This window comes from Litoribacter ruber (assembly GCF_018449405.1).
GTDB classification, from domain to species: Bacteria; Bacteroidota; Bacteroidia; order Cytophagales; family Cyclobacteriaceae; genus Litoribacter; species Litoribacter ruber.
Window position 1 is genome coordinate 242,324 of record NZ_JAHCMY010000003.1, and the last position, 21,487, is coordinate 263,810.

The 21,487-nt window shown below is 42.8% G+C and carries 18 protein-coding genes; 9 read left to right on the forward strand and 9 right to left on the reverse strand.

Features of this window, described 5'->3' with window-relative positions; translation table 11 throughout:
- Positions 1–43 precede the first annotated feature (43 nt).
- The 3 genes from murA to KI659_RS08095 form a co-directional block, all read right to left on the reverse strand.
- Positions 44–1,351, reverse strand: a complete 1,308-nt coding sequence (gene murA, locus KI659_RS08085; RefSeq protein ID WP_213944840.1) for a UDP-N-acetylglucosamine 1-carboxyvinyltransferase — start codon at positions 1,349–1,351, stop codon at positions 44–46.
- A complete protein-coding gene (locus tag KI659_RS08090) occupies positions 1,351–2,046 on the reverse strand; it encodes a DUF4290 domain-containing protein (RefSeq protein WP_213944841.1) in 696 nt (231 codons plus the stop codon). Before KI659_RS08090 ends, murA begins: the two co-directional genes overlap by 1 nt.
- A 195-nt stretch (positions 2,047–2,241) precedes the next feature.
- Positions 2,242–4,494 carry an ATP-dependent helicase gene (locus KI659_RS08095; RefSeq protein ID WP_213944842.1) on the reverse strand — a complete coding sequence of 751 codons (2,253 nt, stop codon included), beginning with the start codon at positions 4,492–4,494 and terminating at the stop codon, positions 2,242–2,244.
- 426 nt (positions 4,495–4,920) lie between these two features.
- Between KI659_RS08095 and KI659_RS08100 the strand changes: the two genes are divergently transcribed.
- A complete protein-coding gene (locus KI659_RS08100) occupies positions 4,921–5,808 on the forward strand; it encodes a hypothetical protein (RefSeq protein WP_213944843.1) in 888 nt (295 codons plus the stop codon).
- 413 nt (positions 5,809–6,221) lie between these two features.
- Positions 6,222–7,382, forward strand: coding sequence for a 6-bladed beta-propeller (locus KI659_RS08105; protein WP_213944844.1), 1,161 nt, complete (start codon positions 6,222–6,224; stop codon positions 7,380–7,382).
- A 28-nt stretch (positions 7,383–7,410) separates the two neighbouring features.
- Here KI659_RS08105 and KI659_RS08110 read toward each other — a convergent pair whose 3' ends face one another.
- The 3 genes from KI659_RS08110 to KI659_RS08120 are packed head-to-tail and all read right to left on the reverse strand — an operon-like array spanning position 7,411 to position 8,748.
- Positions 7,411–7,602 (reverse strand): Txe/YoeB family addiction module toxin, encoded by a 192-nt coding sequence (locus tag KI659_RS08110; RefSeq protein ID WP_213944845.1) that lies wholly within the window; start codon positions 7,600–7,602, stop codon positions 7,411–7,413.
- Positions 7,599–7,853, reverse strand: a complete 255-nt coding sequence (locus tag KI659_RS08115; RefSeq protein ID WP_213944846.1) for a type II toxin-antitoxin system Phd/YefM family antitoxin — start codon at positions 7,851–7,853, stop codon at positions 7,599–7,601. The genes KI659_RS08110 and KI659_RS08115 overlap by 4 nt, the downstream gene beginning before the upstream one ends.
- 46 nt (positions 7,854–7,899) lie before the next feature.
- A complete protein-coding gene (locus tag KI659_RS08120) occupies positions 7,900–8,748 on the reverse strand; it encodes a lysophospholipid acyltransferase family protein (protein ID WP_213944847.1) in 849 nt (282 codons plus the stop codon).
- Positions 8,749–8,882: 134 nt separating this feature from the next.
- Here KI659_RS08120 and KI659_RS08125 point away from each other — a divergent pair, with 134 nt between their 5' ends.
- From KI659_RS08125 to KI659_RS08155, 7 genes are all read left to right on the forward strand, one after another.
- Entirely contained in the window at positions 8,883–9,476 is a 594-nt protein-coding gene (locus KI659_RS08125; RefSeq protein ID WP_213944848.1) for a sigma-70 family RNA polymerase sigma factor, read from the forward strand.
- Positions 9,477–9,506: 30 nt separating this feature from the next.
- Positions 9,507–9,779, forward strand: a complete 273-nt coding sequence (locus tag KI659_RS08130; protein WP_143959970.1) for a mycothiol system anti-sigma-R factor — start codon at positions 9,507–9,509, stop codon at positions 9,777–9,779.
- A gap of 12 nt (positions 9,780–9,791) precedes the next feature.
- The gene (gmk, locus tag KI659_RS08135; RefSeq protein ID WP_213944849.1) at positions 9,792–10,364 is read left to right on the forward strand and encodes a guanylate kinase; all 573 of its coding nucleotides are present in this window, start codon (positions 9,792–9,794) and stop codon (positions 10,362–10,364) included.
- A gap of 144 nt (positions 10,365–10,508) precedes the next feature.
- On the forward strand, positions 10,509–11,075 hold the full coding sequence (nadD, locus tag KI659_RS08140) for a nicotinate (nicotinamide) nucleotide adenylyltransferase (protein WP_213944850.1): 567 nt from the start codon (positions 10,509–10,511) through the stop codon (positions 11,073–11,075).
- Positions 11,076–11,140: 65 nt separating this feature from the next.
- The gene (locus KI659_RS08145; RefSeq protein ID WP_213944851.1) at positions 11,141–11,359 is read left to right on the forward strand and encodes a hypothetical protein; all 219 of its coding nucleotides are present in this window, start codon (positions 11,141–11,143) and stop codon (positions 11,357–11,359) included.
- Between the two features lie 69 nt (positions 11,360–11,428).
- Complete coding sequence (locus tag KI659_RS08150; protein ID WP_213944852.1) at positions 11,429–12,520, forward strand: 6-bladed beta-propeller; 1,092 nt, start codon at positions 11,429–11,431, stop codon at positions 12,518–12,520.
- Between the two features lie 79 nt (positions 12,521–12,599).
- Positions 12,600–13,382 carry a hypothetical protein gene (locus KI659_RS08155; protein ID WP_213944853.1) on the forward strand — a complete coding sequence of 261 codons (783 nt, stop codon included), beginning with the start codon at positions 12,600–12,602 and terminating at the stop codon, positions 13,380–13,382.
- A 7-nt stretch (positions 13,383–13,389) separates the two neighbouring features.
- On the opposite strand, the gene KI659_RS08160 is transcribed toward KI659_RS08155, so the two are convergent.
- The 3 genes from KI659_RS08160 to KI659_RS08170 form a co-directional block, all read right to left on the reverse strand.
- Positions 13,390–14,727, reverse strand: coding sequence for a vanadium-dependent haloperoxidase (locus KI659_RS08160; RefSeq protein WP_213944854.1), 1,338 nt, complete (start codon positions 14,725–14,727; stop codon positions 13,390–13,392).
- A gap of 85 nt (positions 14,728–14,812) precedes the next feature.
- On the reverse strand, positions 14,813–18,160 hold the full coding sequence (locus tag KI659_RS08165; protein WP_213944855.1) for a VCBS repeat-containing protein: 3,348 nt from the start codon (positions 18,158–18,160) through the stop codon (positions 14,813–14,815).
- Position 18,161: 1 nt separating this feature from the next.
- Positions 18,162–21,458: a VCBS repeat-containing protein gene (locus KI659_RS08170; RefSeq protein ID WP_213944856.1), complete on the reverse strand. Its 3,297-nt coding sequence runs from the start codon at positions 21,456–21,458 to the stop codon at positions 18,162–18,164.
- Positions 21,459–21,487 lie beyond the last annotated feature (29 nt).

Here is a 21,487-nt window from a genome sequence, read left to right on the forward strand (position 1 = left end):
ATATAAAAAAACACCTTCCGATAAAGAAGGTGTTTCATATATTTTAGTCGATTCTTACAATGTCAGCTCCCAAGGCATTAAGACGCTGGTCTATATATTGGTAGCCTCGATCAATTTGCTCAATATTGTCAATGACAGAGGTGCCTTCAGCGGAAAGGGCGGCGATAAGCAAAGATACGCCGGCTCTAATGTCCGGAGAGGTCATTCTGATGCCTCTCAGTGGATATTTCCTGTCCAAACCTATCACAGTAGCCCTGTGCGGATCGCATAGGATGATCTGTGCACCCATGTCGATCAGTTTATCGACAAAGAACAAGCGACTTTCAAACATCTTCTGGTGCACCAAGACAGTGCCTTTAGCCTGCGTGGCAGTTACTAACACAATACTCAAAAGGTCAGGCGTGAAGCCAGGCCAAATGGCATCGGCGATCGTCAATATTGACCCGTCGATGAATGTCTCGATCTCGTAATGTTCCTGGCTGGGGATATAGATATCGTCTCCTTTGATTTCAAGCTTGATACCCATGCGGCGGAAGGTTTCTGGGATGATACCCAGCTTTTCCACCTGTACGTTTTTGATGGTGATTTCAGATTTTGTCATGGCAGCTAGGCCAATGAAAGAACCGATCTCGATCATATCCGGCAGCAAAGTGTGCTCAGTTCCATTCAGCTTTTCCACTCCTTCGATATTCAGCAAATTGGAACCGACACCGGTGATCTTCGCGCCCATTCTGTTGAGCATATCGCAAAGTTGCTGTAAATAAGGCTCGCAGGCAGCATTGTAGATGGTGGTTTGGCCTTCTGCCATCACGGCGGCCATCAAAATATTGGCCGTACCGGTGACCGAAGCTTCGTCAAGAAGCATATAGGTCCCCTTAAGATTGGTGCCGTCGATTTTGTAGATTTCCTGCTTGCTGTCGTATTCGAACTTGGCGCCCAATTTTTGAAATCCAACGAAGTGGGTATCCAATCTTCTTCTTCCAATTTTGTCTCCTCCTGGCTTGGAAAGTCTTCCCGTTCCAAACCTGGCCAATAGTGGCCCTAGGATCATGACGGATCCCCTAAGGGCTGAAGCCTTCTTTAGAAAATCCTGTGTGTCAAGATAATTCAAATCCACCTCATCCGCTTGGAAGGTATAGCTCTCTGGGCCCACTTTTTCCACTTTTACACCCATGTCGGCCAATAGCTCTATCAGTTTATTGACATCCCGGATGTTGGGGATTTTGTTGATGGTGACTTTTTCTTCTGTTAGCAATACTGCACAAAGTATCTGCAACGCCTCGTTTTTGGCGCCCTGAGGAGTGATTTCACCTTTCAGTTTCAATCCCCCTTTTACTCTAAATGAAGACATTAATTTCTGCGTTTTTTGTAGTTTCCTCCGTTGTTTCTTCTCTTATGGCCATTGCCCCCGGAGTTTTGGGAGTAATTTCTGCGGCCACTGCTTTGGTTTTGGGAGTCATTGTTAGATTGGGAGCCGGGTTTGAAGTCCCGTCTCATGCTGGTTTCAAACAGGCCGTTTTCCTTCACTTTTTCCAGGTCAATATGAAGCCGACCTTTTGAAAGGGTCTTGATATCGTCCAAGATAATGCCGTCGTCGAAATTTTCCTTGTTCCAGGTGGAATGGAAACTTCTCATCAGCTGACCGATAAAAATAATGGCCGCTTCCTGCTCTTCATCGTCCTCGATCTCAATGGCTTTTTCGATGAGCTTTTCGATGTTTCTGCCGTAGTGCTTATATTTCACCTCACCTTCCGGATAGCCGATCATCTGAGGTCTTTTTCCAAGCAGCTCTTTTTCCGGCATCGGAAAAGGGGCATCCACGTCCAGCTCAAAGTTGGACATAATGTAAAGATCATCCCAAAGCTTTTGATCACTTTCAGATTTCAACTGTGGATTGAGTTGTTTCATCAGGTCCACCAGGGTGTAAGCATAGTCGGTACGCTTCTGCTTATCGGGCACGGTCTGGACATAGTCCACCAGCTTCTGGATGTTTTTGCCGTATTCTTTCAAGATTACTGAGTGTTTGTTCTTTTCATTTATCTCCATACCTCTGCCTGCTTAGTTTGAAATGACACTATAATTTACAAAAAATATGTCACTTAACCGGAGAATTGATCAATGCATTTAACAGCAGGAGGTCAATATATTTATGGGGAAATAATGAATTAAGGAAATATTGAAATACTGGATTAAACCTCTATTTCACTATTTCTAATATTTCACTATTTCATTATACCTATTTTATTCTAATATTCTGAGCTTTGCAAAGCTAAGTAATAAAGTCTTTTCGCCAAAATTATCAAATTTTATTGAAGCTTTTCTATTTGCCCCTTCTGTTTCGATTTTCATCACGTCACCAAATCCAAATTTTGGATGCTCCACCTTTTGGCCTTCCTGTAGATTGTTGGTGTTGGAAGGCTTGAAGTCTGGGCTAGGTGTATGAATCTTGGCAGTGGTGCCTGTGCGCATTGCCGGCTTTTTGAGGCCTATAAACCCACTTTTACCCTCACTGCCATAGTCTCGGAAGCTGCTAGCAATGGCTGAGCTCATCCGTTTGTTAACCTTCACATAAGTGGAGTCGACTTCTTCCAGGAACCTGCTTTGCTCGCAATTTAATAGCCTACCAAATCTGTACCGAGATAGTGCGTAGGTCAAATAAAGTTTTTCCATTGCCCTAGTGGTGGCTACGTAAAAGAGCCTTCTCTCTTCTTCCAAATCCTCACGGCTCTGCATCATCATCTGCGAAGGGAAGAGGTCTTCTTCCATTCCAACCACAAAAACCTGCCTGAACTCAAGCCCTTTTGAGGAGTGGATGGTCATCAAGGTGACCGCATCGCTTTGGTCTTTGTCGCGGTCATTGTCGGTCAGCAGGGCGATCTCCTGCAGGAATGCCCCCAAGCTTTTGTCCTCATTTTCAGGATTGTCGACGTATTCCTTGATCGCATTCAGCAATTCCTGCACGTTTTCGTACCTGTTGAGTCCCTCAATGGTTTTGTCCTCATATAACTCTCGGAGCAATCCAGACTGCTTGGCGATTGAGGTAGCGGCCTCAAAGGCATCCTTTCTTTCCACCTCTAGTTTGAAGCTCTTGATCATGGTGGCAAAATCATCCACAGAGTTTGCCGCACGGCCAGCAAGGAAGCTGGAACCATTGGTCACCACTTCCCATAGCGGTATGTCGTGCTCATAGGCCGCAATCATCATCTTCTCCACTGAAGTGTCACCAATGCCACGTTTTGGATAATTGATGACCCTCTTGAAGGCCTCTTCGTCAGCCGGATTGACCGTAAACCTCATGTAGGCCATCAAGTCTTTGATTTCCTTCCTCTGATAAAACGACAATCCCCCCACAATCTTGTAAGGTATGTTCATCTTTCTCAGGGCCTCCTCCATTGCCCTGGATTGGGAGTTGGTTCTGTAGAGGATGGCAAAATCGCTATTGTTTAGTTTTTTGTTGTTTCGTTCCTCAAAGATGGTGGAGGCCACCAAACGTCCCTCTTCATTATCAGAGGCAGCCTTGATCAACTCGATGAGGTCCCCATTTTCATTTTGGGTCCACACGTTCTTTTTTAACTGGGCTTTGTTTTTGGAAATAATGGAATTGGCTGCCTCTACGATCGTTTTGGTGGAGCGGTAGTTTTGTTCCAGTTTTACCACGAATAGATCCGGGTAGTCCTTTTCAAAATTAAGGATGTTTTGGATATCCGCTCCGCGGAAAGCATAGATACTTTGGGCATCGTCACCCACCACACAGATGTTTTGGTGCACTGCCGCCAGTTTTTTGGTAATCAGGTATTGGGATAGGTTGGTATCCTGAAACTCATCCACCATTACATATTTGAACCTCTGCTGATATTTATTCAGTACATCAAGGTGGTCCCTGAAAAGCACGTTGGTGTTGAAAAGCAAATCGTCAAAATCCATGGCTCCCGCCTTGAACAGCCTTTCCTGGTAAGTTTTGTAAATCTCCCCGATTTTGGGTTTCATGGCAGTTTCATCATCAGCCTTGATATAGGGGTCATTTTGATAAGTCTGCCAGGAGATCAGCCTGTTTTTTGCACCGGAGATTCTGGCCAATACCGTGTTTGGCTTATAAACTTTATCATCCAGTCTCTTTTCCTTCACAATAGTACGGATAAGCGACTTGCTATCATCCGTATCGTAAATGGTGAAGTTGGAAGGATAGCCCAACCGGTCGGCTTCCACCCTTAGGATCTTGGCAAAAGTGGAGTGGAAAGTTCCCATCCAGGTATTGCGGGCCTCCAGACCCACCACCTGCTCGATCCTGTGTTTCATCTCCGCAGCTGCCTTGTTGGTAAAGGTGAGCGAAAGAATGTTGAAAGCATCCACGCCTTTGGAATAAATCAGGTGGGCGATCCTATAGGTAAGTACCCTGGTTTTACCTGATCCTGCGCCGGCGATGATCATTACCGGACCTTCGGTTTGTTCTACAGCTTGTCTTTGTGGTGGGTTGAGTCCTTCTAAATAATCCATATTGCTTATAATCACCATGCCTGGGCGATGGTTCAATCCTTTGGTTCTTTGAATGTTTACAAAGGTAAGGAATTGAACAGGATATGCGTATTCGGACTCATAGATGTTTTTGGGAAATGAGGCTTTTAGGAATAAATAGGTGAACAATGGACGGAAGACGGAAGACGGAAGACCGAATAATTGGAGCAATTGGTCGCTAAGGACACTAAGTGAAAAAGAAGTAGCACAAAGAATCTTTCAACTTAACAAAGAGCTAATCTTGCTTTTAGACGATATTACTCCATAGCGGCTATAACTAATGGGTTGTTAATTGTAAATTTTGCTACTAGGTTTTTAATTTTTCTTGGTTAATTTTACTGGAAATGATACTAGCCGTCTGCGGTATACAGGTCCCATTAAAATGTGCAATTACACCAACCTTTTTATATGAAACACCTATTCACTCTCCTGATTGTTTTGATGGTCAGCAATGCCTTTGCCCAAGATGGGTTTGTAGAGACAAAGTACTCTCGCAATTTCAGTTTTGCAGGCACAAACCGGATTCAGCATAGTGTCAATGAAATTGATTTGGATGATGAAAGTTTAAGTGAGCTTTTTCAGGGGAACGCGCTTTCCTACAATCTTTTGGAAAATGGAAGAAGGGACAAAAGGATTGGGGTGCCGCTGAATATTGCCGGAGGCGTGGGATTGATTGCAAGCTTGGTATTGATTAATCGAAACAATATAAATTCGAACGAGACCAGTTTTCAAACGCATGATTGGGTTTTCCTGTCTTCCATTTTTGTGGAGACAATGGGGTCTCTTTATATCAATTCTTATTTGAGAAATAGGCTGCGAGCGGTTAATAATTATAACCGAACCCAATTTGAAGAAATGGGGGCGGGCAATATGGGGTCCTTCATCGAGCTGGAATATGGGCAAACCCCATTTCGTTATTTTTCTTATATCCAGGATGGCCACCGGATGAATAACCATGAGCTTACTGATATTCTTGCAGAAGATGCCAATTTAAAAGACATAATATTAAAAGCCAACCGCCAAAGGGGTATAGGAGTAGGGCTGGTAACCGCCGGTGGGGTTGGGCTTGTTGCCGGTACAGTTTTGCTGTTTGAAAATGAGAGGGCAGGACTGGTTGTAGGCGGAGCTTCTTTTGTGTCATTGATCTCCGGATCCATCCTTCTCAATGCCTCCCGGGCCAATCGGCAAAGTGCAGTCAACCTCTATAACCGGCAGCTGTTTCAATCCGCCTCCGGCATGAGTAATCTTCACCTAAACCTCAATCCCACAAACGGGGGAGTGGTTTTGAATTTCTGATTCTTGAGAGGGAATTAGTTTTTTATTTTTTTGAACTAAAGATTTGGATCAAAAAAAAAAATAGACATCTTTAGTCAGCTTTTAAGTGAAAGCCAGCTTCGGCCGGAGTTTTTAAACTAACCTAATTTTTAATAAACAATGAAAAAGTTAATTTTGAGTTTGGCACTTGCGGGTGCAATGGGGTTTTATGTTTCCCCCGCTATGTCTCAAGCCTCCCTTCCTGAGCCTGAGCCAACCTTGAGCTGGCAGCAGCGAGTTTGTCCAAATGGGACTATTCTTGAAACTTGTTGGTATACAGGGGACGGGGCTCTTTGCAGTACGTATGGAGAAAGTACTCGAAATTGCAATTAGCAAGGATTAATTTAAACTTAGGTAGAGAAAGAGGAGTCTTTCTCTACTTTAATATTATTATTATGAAAAAATTTTTAATAGGAACAACTGTTCTTGTCGTTTTAATAAATGTATTTATTTCCTGCTCTGGAAAGGATTTAGAAATAAATTTGAATTTATCTGAATTGATCATTGACTACTCCTCAGCAGCCAAAAATCTTCATTTTTCCGATATTGTCACTGAGGAAATAGTGGTCATCCCACTTTCCAATACTGATGTTGAAGGAAATTATTTTTATATGACTTCTATTGATGTTTTAGAAAAGAGGGATGGCAATTTCTTCCTATTTGACATTTTCGGGGATGGGGAGCCCAGGGTTTTTGATGAAAGTGGATCATTTGTTAGGAAGATAGGCAGTCGAGGCAATGGCCTGGGGCAATATCTGCAAGCCATGGATTTTGGCTTGCTCGAGGATAAGATTGAGGTGTTGGATGTTGGAAAAATCCACAGCTATGAACTTGATGGGACATTTGTTTCCTCAAGAAAATTTAGTGGGTTTATGGCTTCTAGGTTTCACAAATTGGATAATGGTTATGCATTCATTGGAGCGGGGCCACATGAAAATAATCTACACCTTACCGACAGCTCTTTAAATCTGGTAAGCTCCCATTTTCCCTATTTGGCTAGGCCATTGAATGCTATGCTTTTAAATCCTTTGTCAACCAATGCAAATAATCAAGTCATCTATAGAAGAAGTCTCAACGACACTCTCTTTGCTGTCAACAATCTGGATTACCCAGAGCCTTACTTGAAAGTTCAATATGGTAATAGAGCACCAAACGTGTACGAATGGCTAGGGGAGAAAGATGAAGTCATGATGTCTGAAATTGCCAAATCGGCAAATACTTTGTACTTCTTTGAGTCGGAGGGGTATAGATTCCTTTCTTTTTTTCTTGATGGGGAAAAGTGGAATAACATTTATTCAAATTATACTGGGGAGTCTGTCATTTTTAAAAATTCTGATTTGATAGATGATGTAACCCTTGATCCATCGAGTTATCTGATTGGGGTTTCTGGGGAGACCTTCTATTTTCTGAGCAAGCCCGAAAGCTTCAAGCAGAATTTTTCAGAGAATCTGCTTCAAAAACACCATGATAAACACATCCAAAAAATAAAAGGCATCTCCGAAAACCTAGATATAGAAGGAAACCCGGTATTAGTGGGAGTGAAGTTTAATTTTTAAAGTTTAAGGGTTTTTATGCTCGTTCGATTCATTCAAAATGAAATCGACACTTTGCTATTAGAAGTTCATCACCCTTAACCTTATAAATCAACCGGTGTTCCTCATCGATTCTTCGTGACCAATAACCTGAATATTTAAATTTTAAGGGTTCAGGTTTTCCTATTCCTTCAAATGGATTTCTGGAAATATCCTTTAGGAGTTCAACAAACACAAATTTCATTCTTCCAAAAGATTTTTGGAACTGCCTTTTTCCGAATTTAATTTTTCTATAGCAGAATCCAGTCGACGCGCATTTTCTTTGGAAGAAAGCTCGTGCTGAGTCGCTAATAAAGAATTGTACTCGGCTAATGACATGATTACCACACCATTATCCTTTCCACGGTTTATGATGAGTGTCTCAAAATTTTGAGTTACGGTATCAAAATATCTTTTGATATCTTTCCTGAAATCCGATAAAGTTGTAGTGAGCATAGAAATGATATTATCTGTATATATGTACAAAATAAAAAGTTTCCGATCAACTCTTCTCCCTCTTCTCCTTCCATCTATTATGGCTCCAAAGGTAAAGAGCTGGCTCCTGGCGGATGTTCTCTTCCGTGAGCTCCACAAACCTATCCGTGATGCAGTGTTCAGTTGCATCATGTGGGGCATCGGAGATTAGCTGGTAGGTGAAGGTATAATGCCCACGCTTCGGCTTGGTGGTAAAGCCAAAGATCACTGAGCTGTCAAACCTCTTGGCGATCTTTTCAGCCCCTTCGAAAAATGCAGTCTCTTGGTTCATAAAGCTTCTCCAATACCTGATATCCGAATGGGTGGGGCGCTGATCCGCGGCTAGGACGATCAGCCTGGGTTCGTTTCTTTTTTTGATGAAATTCCGCTGGAAATTGCCCCGTTCTACCAAGTCGCAGCCAAAACGGCTTCTGATTTGGTACATGAGGTTTTCGAAAAACGCTTCATTAACCTTCTGATATACAGTCTCCACTGGAATGGACCAAGTGGCGGTGCCGGCGAGCAAATGGGCCTCCCAGTTGAAGAAATGAGGGCACACCCCGATAACCAGTTTGCCGGCCTCGACTCTTTCTCGGATGATCTCATAATTGACCAGCTTGACCCTTTCCAAAAGCTCTTCCCTGGGAATAGTGAGGAACTTGACGGTTTCTGCAATCGAGTCGGTGAAGTTGCGGTAAAAATCTTTTTTGATTCTTTGGATTTCCTTTTCCGATTTTTCCGGAAAGGCATGGCGGAGGTTGGTCACGATGACTTCTTTTCTGTATTGCAATACATGGCAGGCCAGGAAATATAGAAAATCGGACAGGATATATAAAACCGACAGCGGAAGCCGGGAAATAAGCTTTATGATAAACATTCGGATGGGTTTTGCGTATTATTTCTCCAACACATTGGAGGGGCGCAGAAAATAATTTTCAAATTAAAGGAAATTGAGTGACTTTCTGGCCGAAAATTAGTTATAAATTAAGTCAATTAGTATTTTTGGAACTTATGTCTGAAGTACAGAAAAAAAAATATTCTGAAAAAGAAAAAACCAACATCTTCGACAACGAATTTATGCCCCACATAGATTCGATGTATAACTTTGGCTATAGGCTGACTTTTGATGAAGATGATGCAAAGGATTTGGTACAGGACACCTACCTGAAAGCCTACCGGTTCATTAATTCCTTTGAGCAGGGCACCAATGCCAAAGCTTGGTTGTTTAGAATACTGAAGAACAGTTTCATCAATGAGTACCGCAAGAAGAGCAAGCAGCCCGCAAAGGTAGATTATCAGGAAGTTGAAACTTATTATAACTCCGAGAGTGTTGACCATAGTATCACTTCAGATTTGAGGGTAGATGCCGTGAAGGACATGATCGGGGATGAGATTTCCAATGCCCTGAACAGCCTGGCGGTTGATTTCCGTACGGTCATAATTTTATGTGACCTGGAAGGCTTCACTTATGAGGAGATGGCCAAGATTTTGGACATCCCGATCGGCACTGTGCGATCAAGATTGCATAGGGCCAGGAACTTATTGAAAGACAAGCTGCGTTCCTACGCACAAGACATGGGATACGATACTGATAATGAGGACTAATTTGACTTAGTTATTGAATAAAATAAAGCAATGGAGAAAGATTTAACCCCTTCCGGAGAAAGAAAACTAGAATGTGATGATGTGAGTAAATGCTTCCAGCTTTTGGAAAGCATCTTAGATGGTGAAGTGAATTCCGAATCAAAGGAAACCCTGGACGGCAAACTTGCCAAGTGCCAGCCTTGCTTTGAATATTTTCATTTAGAACAAGCCATCAGAGAAGTACTCAAAACCAAATGCTCCAAGCAGCCGGTTCCCAGTGAATTAGCTTCCAGCATACGCCAAAAAATCGAAGAGATTAAATAATTAAGTTAATTCATGTCATCAGGAAAAGCGATTATTTTTTCGGCTCCATCGGGTTCCGGGAAAACCACAATTGTAAAACACCTCATTTCTAAAAACCCAAAGCTGGGTTTTTCTATTTCAGCCTGTACTAGGGACAAACGCGGTCGCTCCGAACAAAACGGAAAGGACTATTATTTTTTAACCCCTGAGGATTTCAAACAAAAAATTGACAAAGACGAATTTATCGAGTGGGAGGAAGTCTATGAAGGCAACTTCTACGGGACGCTCAAAGAAGAGATCCAACGGATCTGGGATGAGGGCCGCCATGTGATCTTCGATGTGGATGTTAAAGGAGGCCTTAACCTTAAGAAATATTTTGGAGATAAGGCTTTGGCGATTTTTGTGAAAGTCCCTTCTCTGGACGAACTCACCGAGAGACTCAAAGACAGAGGCACTGAATCGGAAGAGAGTCTTTCCAGAAGACTTTACAAAGCCAAGTTTGAAATGGGCTTCGAAAACAAATTCGACGTCACCTTGGTCAACGATGATATGGAAAAATCATTTGCCGAAGCAGAAAAGCTGGTCGGTGATTTTCTAAATAAATAATTTTGACCGAAGACCGAAGACCGAAGACGGAGGACGGGAGGCCGAATACCGGATACGGTAGAAAATAGGGTAAGACTTTTGTGCTTCAGTTGAAACTCTGTGAAACTCATTTTAAACTCTGTTTAACTCTGTGTCCCTTTTTCCATGAAAATCGGTTTATTTTTCGGCTCTTTTAATCCCATTCACATAGGTCATCTCATCATTGCTAACGTAATGGTGGATCAGACGGATTTGGATGAGGTATGGTTTGTCGTTTCTCCCCAGAACCCCTTCAAAAACCCCCGTTCTTTACTGCACGAACAGGATAGACTCCGCATGGTGGAGCTCGCCATTGCCGACCATTTTTCCTTCAAGGCCACCGATGTGGAATTCCACATGCCCAGGCCAAGCTATACCATTGATACCCTCACGTACCTTTCCGATAAACATCCCGGCCATGAGTTTAAGCTGATCATTGGGGGGGACAATCTCAACCATTTCCACAAGTGGAAAAACAGTGAGCAAATTCTAGAGCAGTATGGCTTGTATGTGTATCCCCGGCCGGGGAAAAATAAAGTGTTAGAGCATTCAAATGTGCGCTATGTAGATGCCCCGATGATTGACGTTTCTGCCACCTTTATCAGAAAATCTATCAAGTCAGGCTTTTCTGTAAAGTATCTACTTCACCCCAAAGTGGAGGAGTTTATCTTGGATAGAAAATTTTTTCTGTGAAATTTTGAAGTATTAGTTTTTTTTTATCATTGAACTAAATTATTTTTAACAAAACCAAATTAGATATGAAAAAGAAAGTATCTGTTTTAATGGGGGGAGTGCTGTTTTTGCTTTTAAATGTCTTTCCACAAATAATTTCAGCTCAAGAAACTGTGCCTTGTGGAAATGCTTTGATTGATTATAAAAAGCAATGGTTAAGCACTAATTGCAAGTACAAAGAAAATTATACATGTCTTCTTAGGTGTGATCAACCTCAGCTGCCCGATCCACCATCATTACCCTAACTTAGTTTTTAGCCATGACCGCTGGATGTTTTTCAGTGGTCTTGCTTACTTTTATATCAATTTACGGACATGAAAAAATCCCTTGTACTACTTTTACTGGTGTTTCAATTTAGTTGTAGACATTCGGATGATTGCCTTGTCGCAACATTGGATAGAAGACCATCAATTGATAGTTTATCTGCATATATAGAAATTATTGATGTATTAGAGTTGGAATTGCCTGAAAATACAACTATAGGAGATGTGAAGGCGGTGGAATTTATAAAATCCAATACATTAATCCATCAAAATGGTGTAATCAGCTCCTTAATGCTTTTTGATGACAAAGGTAAGTTTATCAAGGAATTAAATAAATTGGGTGCTGGACCTGGGGAGTACTTTGATATTGATTTTTTCCTTGCTACAAATGATAAGCTTATTTTATATGATAGGCACTCTATGAAGTTTTTAGATTTTGATATAGAATCTTTTGAGTTTTTATCTGAAAGAAAATCAGAATATTATTTTATTGGGGGCTACTCTTCCAACGATACAGGTGGGCTATTTTTAGTTTCCGATTCAGATATTGATAATGATTGGTATGAAGGCTATATCTTTTCGGATAAAAATGGAAACATTATAAATAAAATTAATGCTTTCCCAGCTTCGATTGAAGGCTTTAATTCTTTTAATATATCAACTATCAATGGAAGTAGTTACTTCTCAGAACCCTTTTCCGATAAAGTGTTTTTAATAGATTCAGATAATTTACTGAATAGAGTATGTTTGGATTTCGGTAAAAAGCGGATTTCGGAGAGGGTATTTTCAATGAAAGAGGCATATGATTTTTATGATTTATTGGATGAAGGTAATTATTTTTTTGCAGTTCATAATTTTAATTTCAATGAACAACTGTATTCCTTCAACTACTACGAAGGTTCCCCTGAAAATGTCCGATTAGGAATTATGGATAAAAATGGAGGCTCTTTACGTGTTTTTTCTCCCAAAAGTCGTGTTGAAGAATTGCTGTATCGACCCTTAAGTGTTAGGGATGGGTTTAATCGAGCTGTTTTGTTACCAGGAGAATATGATAGGGAACTGCTGAAGGAACTGGATATTCAGCTCGCAGCGGTTAATTTGGATAATCCTTTATTGATTACCTATGAATTTAAGTTGCCATAAATTGTGTGATATTTTCATTTGGCTCATACTGCTGATGTTTGCTAATCCATTATGTGCCCAAGAAAAATCGAAAACATTTGTGTCCTCCGATACAGGTGTTGGTTTACCTTATGTTAAATTGGTGTACAAACCTTCGGGTAAAGTTATTTTCACAGACGAAAAAGGTAACAGCCTTTTGGATTCAGGGATAGGCCAGGAACTATACATATCAGGGGCTGAAGTGAAGGATACGGTAATTTCCATAAAGGACATTATAGCTACAGATAAGATTTATCTGACTCCAAGAATCATTGATCTTCAAGAAGTGGTTGTGACCGATAAAAAAATGAAGACTGTTTGGATTGGTAATAAAGAGTATTCCTTAATTAAATCATATAGGCCCATTGAATTTGCTAATGCGACTATGAATTATCGGTATACTGCTTTGGTAACATTGCCTTCCAAAAAAGAAAGAGTTGTGAAGGCAGTGGAAGTACATTTTTCAGAGGATATTGCAGAATCAATTTTAGCAAGTGTAAGGGTTTTAGGTTCAGCCGATCACAGAAAGGTCAAAAAGGACGGTAAGATTTATAATATTTCGCATTTCAGGGATTTGGTTTCTGCTCAACAGGTAATTGAGATAAGTAAAGGCGGAGGCTGGAATAAGTTTGATTTTAGAGAAGGTGTTATTATTCCTAAAGGCTTAAAAGAAGTATTTATAGTGATTGACCTATTGGAGTCTCCAAAAGTAGAGGTGGCTGTTGATTTTCAACTCTCAAAATCTGGAATCTATTCTGGGTTCTACGGCACTGAAGGAATTATCGGAGTTTTCGATACTTCTGAAGAACATTTAGCCTTGGTAGTTGAAATTGCTGTTGATTAAGTTCAGGTTACCTTTTCTCCGCCAAGTTTTCCTGGCGGGTTTTTACCTTTACAAGTAGGTGGTCGCCTACTTTTTGACCCTTTTTGGTGCCTTCCGTTATCGCTGGCCTATAGTGAATTCCTCCATATAGCCTACTGATGGCTGCTTCTTCGGCTGCTGCCCTAAAAGAAGGGAAGGTGCGTGTAGGAAGGCCGTAAGCTACCTCAGTAGAGTCCACAAATTCAAATGGCTCCCCAAATAGATGTGTCAATGTATTGGCTGCGGCTGTAGAAATTACGCTGTGGCCACTGGTGTACTCTGGGAATGGGGGAGTCTGCAACAAGGGTACCCAGTCTTCATCGATATGCTGATTGATGAAAGTTTCAGGCCTTACCAGTACACTTCGGTATTTTTCATCCCAGCAGGCGATAAATCCATCCATTAAAGTAATAGCGGTATAAGCCATGGCCTCAGCAGTGCCTTTCCAGTCTAGCTGTGCCTTTTTGGCTGCAATGCCTGCAATGCCCATCCAGTGCCCTCCAGGGGTGATTTTCTTCTCGGCAAACATCACATGGCCTTTGATATTCATCTTGTAGGGATTGCAATCCCAGAAAAAGGCAATATCCTTTTGCTCATCGGTCATGGTTTGATGAACATTGAACACTTCGTAGGCCTCTTTGTAAAACTGACTTTCTGGATCCTTGCTGTAGGCTGTTGGAGGTGTTGATTTGAATTGGGCGGCTGAATCCAAAAAGAATGGCCTGATTTTATTCCAATGCGGCTCTATACCTTCCATGTAAGCTGGAGGCGTGGGCTGCCAAGTCCCTTCTATGCCCGTCAACCCGTATTTCTCAAAAGACCTGCTTTGGTGGTAATTGTCCCCCTTGGAATAATCAAGTACGTGGGCGGCCACTTCTTTTCCCAAATCGATGGAATTGGAATAAGCTTTTGTGGACAATGCTGACCTAAATGATTTTAAAAGCTCTTTTTGGTGGTTTTCCAGCTGGTCTTCCGAAAAAACCAACGCAGTGGCCACTTGATAGTATGCAGTCAGTGCTGCCAATGGGTAAAATACATCTTCGGGGACATCATAGGTCTTTTCCTCAAAGCCATTGAGCTGCCCTGCAAGGGACTGTAGAGATGGGTCAGCCATAGCAGCCACTTCATAAGCTGCTATGGAGGGATAAGCGTAGATTCTGCTGGCCACGGGTGGGCTAAAAATGTCGTGAACAATCACTTGGGTAAGCTGTTCATTGGCATCTATAAGCAAATCTCCGGTATAAACCCGCTCATCCATTTCCTTAGGCTGGCATGCCCATCCCATAATCAGAAAGGTAAATGATACTATGGACAACTGAATTCTCATCCCGATAAAATTTGGTAATATTATTACTGTTTAAAATATAAAGTAAGATACTTCAAAATTGTATTTTTTCAAAGTCACTACTTCATTAGCTTTCCTTCTTCTGTCCCCCGTTTTCCGTCCTCTTCACCAATACCGGCGTATCATTATTCCTAATAAATAGATAATGCATTTCCCCTTCAATAATAATAGGAAGTATGCGCCTGGTTTCACCGGTGACTTTCAAACCGGATTCTTTTCCGGATAATGCTGTTAATTTGCCAGGATTGGAAGAGCCTTTCAAAGCCAGGCCATAGGAGGCGTCATAGCGTCCTCTTTGCACATTTACGGGGTAGAAGTTACCACCTAAGAGGGCCATTTTTTGCTCCGCATCGTAATAACCCGCTTGAATGGGGGAGATTTGAGCTTCAAACGGCAAGGTGTCAACCTCGAATTTATAATTGCCCAAATTTCTTACCCGTAGGGAATTAAGCTGATAGGCTTCCATTCTGGCCGATTCCTCAAGTTGTTTTTTGCCAAAGACCTGCTCCAAGGTAGCTTCAGCAAAAACGCTATAAGAAAGAAACTGCTTTTTCAGCGAAGGTACCTGCTTTGACAATTCATCTTTAGTATGGAAAGGGTACTCCCTTCCAGCCATAAAGTGGGAAAGAACCTGCTCCCTTGTCCCATTTTCATCAAAATCATTCACATACAGCCGCAGTGGCTGCTCCTTACTCGCTTTCAGTTTCGAATTGGTGCCCAGGTTGCCCATGATAAAATCCATTCTTCCGTCTCCATCGAAGTCTCCTTCCACGATGGTGTTCCACCAACCGTTTGTATAGGCAAGCGGGCTGTCAGCCACATCCAGCTGGGTGAGTTTGCCTTGCTCGTTTTTGATAATGGTAATAGGCTCCCATTCGGCGGCGATTACCAAGGCAGGGTAGGTCTTGTCTTCGAGAGGCAACCATTTGGCATCCTTCACCTTTCCGATTTGCTCTAGGAAAGGGGCTTTCTCGGCGGTAACATCTTCAAATTTCCCGTTGCCTTTGTTTTCCAAGAGATAGGACTGGGGTTTGCTTCCGTATTTCCAAGGTTCAGTACGGGCACCTATAAACAGATCCAGGTCACCATCTCCATCAAAATCTCCGGCAGCTACCACACTGCCTGTGAGGAAGAGAGTAGGGAAGTTTTCCGATTTACTGAAGTTGCCCTTTCCGTCATTAACATAAAGTCTAGGTTGATTGGCAGCATTCTTTCCATAAAATTCATTTCCACCGCTCACAACCAATAAGTCTTGGAAACCATTGCCGGCAAAATCTCCGAAGATAGCCGACACATCCTCATTCAGGCTGTCCAATTGAAATACCGGCTGAGTGCTGGGGCGAAATCTGCCACCTGAGGTTTGCAAATACAGCTTGCCTGCTTGATGTTTGGCTCCGCCGATATACAAATCCTCCAATCCATCCCCATTCACATCAGCCACCGCAGCGGCTGGACCTTCTGCCGAAAGCATGTGGGGGAGGAGGGGCTCTCGGGTAAATTCATTGAATGTGTTTTCCTTATGCTTGAAATCTATTCCCAAATCATCCTCAACTTGGACGGTGAAAGGCTTTTCTTGGTGAAACCTGCTGTAATCAAACTTTCCTGAAGCATTTGTCTGCTGTACCTCCAAGGTTTGGTTGAGAGAAACATCGGAGATAATCTGATAGCTGAAGTCCGGCCAAATTACAATTAGGGAATCAATTGGCTGTTCTTTGCTGAACCCAAAATTCACCCGATAATCAGATGAGCTCATGAAGCCTTTTACTGGACTGACTTCCTGGATCTGAAAATCATTTCCCTGATATACCAATACTTTGCTGCCTACACCGAAATTATTCCCAGGCTTCCCTTCTAAAAGGATTTTAACATAGTTTTTATCCGATTCTGAATCCTTTTGAATGCTTCTGTTTTCCAGTACAAATGCCTGGTCATTGATATTGTTGACCACAATGTCCAGATCCCCGTCATTGTCAAGGTCCACAAATACAGCCCCGTTTGAGTAGGAGTCCAGGTTCAATCCCCAGTCTTTCGACATGTTTGTGAAAGTCATGTTGCCATTGTTGCGGTAGACATAATTGGGTAGTTTGATCGTGGGCATTTTCTCAATCAAGGCAAGCTCTTTTTCAGTGAGGTCATATTGCAACTGGTACTGTATGTCCTCATCCGTTATAAAGTTAATGTAATCGAGGTCATTGCTTCTTCGCAGGATTCCGTTGGCAACAAAAATGTCTTTGTACCCATCCAGGTCAAGGTCAGCCAAAAATGTCGACCAGCTCCAATCCGTGGCATGTACACCGGCCATCATGCCCACCTCGCTGAAAGTGCCGTTACCATTGTTGAGCTGGAGGGTGTTGCGGGCAAACTGGTGGGTGAAACCGTAATTTAGCTTGAAGTTATATACATCATAAGGGTCTTCCGCAGCTGAGGCTTTTAAGATTTTGGGATCTTCAGGTAGCATGTCCAACGTGAAAAGCTCCGGAAATCCATCATTATTCAAATCCGCAAAATCCACTCCCATGGAAAAATGGCTGGTATGCATCATGGATTCATTCAGCTTATTGGTAAATGTCCCATCGCCATTATTGATATAGAGGTAGTCGTTTTCATGGAAGTCATTGCCAACAAAGATATCCGGGTACCCATTGAGGTTCACGTCACTGATTACCACGCCCAAGCCATAGCCGATTGCACTGCTAAATATGCCGGCCTCCTCGGTCACATCCACAAACCGGCCGTTATCATTTCTCAATAATTTGTCACCAGCCAAAGGATGGGTTTTATCCCTGAGGGTGCTGGGACCAAAGGTTCCGTTGTTGTGCACCGAATGGTTGAGCATAAACATGTCCAAGTCCCCATCTAGGTCGTAATCGAAAAAGACCGCTTGGGTAGAAAACCCGATTAGGTTGAGTCCATAATCGGCAGCCTCGTCCCGGAAGCTTGGAATGCCGTCTGCATCATTGCCTTGGTTTATGAATAGTTGATTTTGGCTTTTAAACTCCAAATGATCTCCTAAGTAACTGACATAAATATCCATCAGTCCATCACCATTGACATCCGCCATGCTCACACCTGTAGTCCAACTGTTAAAGCCCGCCACGCCAGATTCCTCCGTGATGTCCCTAAACTTCAGGTTTCCTTCATTCAGGTAGAGTTTATTCTCGTTTTGGTTGGAGGTGAAATATACATCGAGCAAGCCGTCACCATTTACATCCCCCACAGCCACACCGCCGCCATTGTAAAAATACATGTAGGTAAATATGTTCATATCTACGGTTTCCTCCAGTTCATTGCTGAAATGAATGCCGGATTCCTCTGCGCTAACTGATCTGAAGAGGGTGTCCTTATCCTCCTCTTTGCTGGAGCTACAGGATGCAAATAAGGATAGGCATATAAAAGCGGGTACTCGGTACTTCATCTTAATTCAATTTAAAAACTAGGGGTGTATTGTTATTGCGAACTGCAATCAGTTTGGGAGACGTGGATTGCAGCTTGCGCAAGTGCCTGGTTTCGCCTGGGACTTTAAAACCGGTGAAGTTCTGGGGTACAAAATTGCCTTTGCCGTCGCCAAGCAGGACCACGCCGTCGGATGCATCATATCTGCCCAACTCTGGCTTTACTCCATATAGATTTCCAGCCATGATGATGTCCAAATGTCCGTCATGGTTTACATCCATCACCTCTGCACTCCGCATGGTGGTAAACTGTGCCGCTAGTGGGAGGATTTCCATGGAATAGCTATCGTTGCCTCGGCTCATCAGAACGACACTTTCGCTAATAAAACTTCTCAAAACCTTTGCTCTTGAAAGCTGCTTGTCATCAAATATCTCCTCCATGCTTTTTTCAGCGTAGGAGTCATAAGTTTGAAACTTCTTTTTCAAGGAGCTCATTTGCTTTACCACATCGTGTCGGGTATGAATCGGGAGGTCCCTTCCATTTTGGTGATACGTGGTGATTTGTTCATACGATCCATTGTTGTCAAAATCATTCACATAAAGGCTAATGGGGTTTTCAGGGGAAGTTTTCAAACGGGTGTTAAGACCTGTATTGGTTAAAATGATATCCATTTTGCCATCCTTATTTAGGTCAGCAAGGGTGATGCTATTCCACCAGCCATCGGTATTGTCAATCCCCTCTATTTTTAATTCTTCACTAACCAAAGTTTGGTCTTCCACTGAAAGCAGTTTGATAGAGTTCCAGTCGCCTACGGCCAGGATTTTTGTTTTTCCACCGTGTTCAAATAAAGCCAGGTCTGTCAACATTCCTATATCTCTTAGGACCTGACCATTTTCTCTCGTTTTGTCCTGAAAGTTGCCATTGCCGTCATTGATGAGCAATTGGTGGGTGGGGTTGAGCCCATAGTATTGGTTGCTTTTTCGGCTGGCGATTAAGAGGTCCTGATGTCCATTTCCATTAAAATCAAATGCGACGGCCTTACTGCCGATTTGGAAAGTATTAGGTAGAGCGTCTTCGGCATGTTCAAAAATGGGATGGCCTTTGGCGTCGAGACCTTTGTTTAGATATAGTCTGTCCCTTAACTGTGGAGAATTGGAGCTGAACTCACTCCCTCCGCTCACTACCAAAAGGTCTAATTTTCCATCATTGTCGGCATCAAAAAACAGGGCAGAGACATCTTCAGACCCGGAATGACTAGCGAACTTTTGCCCTGTCTGGAGGAATTCGCCTTCAGAAGTCTGAAGAAAGACAGCTCCTTCCTGATCCTTGGCCCCTCCGACAAAGAAATCTTCCAGCCCGTCACCATTGAGGTCTGCTACCGCAAATGCTGGCCCCTCTGTAGAAAGCATTTTGAAGGTAAGCCTTTCTCTGTCAAAATCATTAAAAGGGTTTTCCACATGTTGAAAATCCACCCTTGGTCCTTCTAGAAATAGCGGCTCAGCTTCCCTACTATTCCATTCTCTATCATCCGCATCTGCCTGCTTCAAATGATAATGGGAGTTTAGCTCAAGGTCGGTCAGTTTTTGCACCTTGCCGTTTCTCCAATGCACAAGGACGCTATCAGGAATAAAGTCTCCAAGTCCCATTACCATCTTGTAATCCATGGATGACTGAAACCCTCTTATCGGCATGTTTTCAAAGCTGATGACCTCATTTCCTGCATAAGCCTGCACCTTGGCGCCTAGACCGAAACTGTTTTGGCCTTCTCCCTCAAAAGTGAAAGTCAGAAATTTGTTGTCAGGTTGAGTTTCTACGGTGTTGTTTTTATAAATGTAAAGCTCTTGATTTAGGTTGTTGATCACCAGGTCGAGGTCACCATCTCCATCCAGGTCCCCATATGCCGCACCGTTGCTAAAAGTGGGCTCGCCAAATCCCCAATCATCGGCCACATTTTCAAATTGTAGCTTGGCCTTTTGGGTAAACATGTAATTAGTCAGTTTTTCGGAGGGCATTCGGTTGACGAAGTCTTGGAAATTGACCTTTTTACCTTCTACAGCTGCTTTCATATTTTCATTGGAGGCCAAGTATTCCACAAAATCCTGGTTTGTCACATCTTTATACACCCCATTGCTGACGAAAATCTCCTTGTTGCCATTATTGTTGAAATCTGCAATCAGCGCCCCCCAGCTCCAGTCGGTCGCAGCCACGTTGGCTAAGTATCCGATCTCGCTGAAATTCTGCCCTGCATTGTTGAGCTGCAGGGTATTGCGCATATATTGGTAAAAATAGTCCTGCTGAAGCCTGAGTTGGAGCACATCGTAGGTCTCGAACTGCGCCATTGTCTTCAGCCTCCGGTCCGATTCCGGCATCATGTCGGTAGTGAAGATTTCCGGATACCCATCGTTGTTGATGTCGGCGATATCGGCGCCCATGCTAAACATGCTGATATGCTGCATGTAGTCGGGTAGGGCCTCTTGGAAAGTACCATCGCCTTGATTAATGTAGAGATAATCTCTTTCGTAAAAGTCATTGGAAATGAAAATATCAGGATGCCCGTTTCCGGTTACATCCCCCACGCTTACCCCAAGTCCGAAACCGATAACACTTCCATGGATACCGGCCTCTTCGCTGACATCTATAAATTTCCCTTTTTCGTTTTTATAGAGTTTATCCCCGCCTTTTGCATCCCGTTGGGTTCTTAGATTTCGGAATCCCAAAGTTGAAATTGGGCGAAACGAGTTATTGAGTAAATAACAATCAAGGTCTCCATCCCCATCATAATCAAAAAACACCGCATGTGTAGAAAAACCTGGGTCAGCCAAGCCGTATTCGGCAGCTTTTTCCGTGAAGGTTCCATCTCCGTTGTTGACGAACAGCTCATTTTCCATGTTGTTGCCTTCAAGGTCTCCGGAATTGCACACATAAATATCGAGCAGGCCATCCCCATTGATGTCCACCATCGTCACGCCGGTGGACCAAGGCTTAGTGCCGGCCACCCCTGCCTTGTCGGTTATATCTTCAAACCGCATATCGCCTTGGTTGAGGTAGAGTTTATTTTGACCACGGTTGGCCGTCAGGAAAATGTCTGGCAGGCCGTCATTGTTGATGTCCCCTATGGCCACCCCGCCACCGTTGTAATAATTTCTATATCGGAAGACGTCAAAATCCTCACTGTCTTCCAATTCGTTAGTGAAGTGAATGCCTGTCTGCTGGGGAGTAAGCCTCGTGAATAGTTTGCCTTGGGGAATATCGGTTTCAGGCTGGCTTTGACAACCTATCGTCAAAAGGATAATCGCAAAAAGATAATTGGGGTACTTCATGTACTAAAGATAATTAATTTAGTAATTGG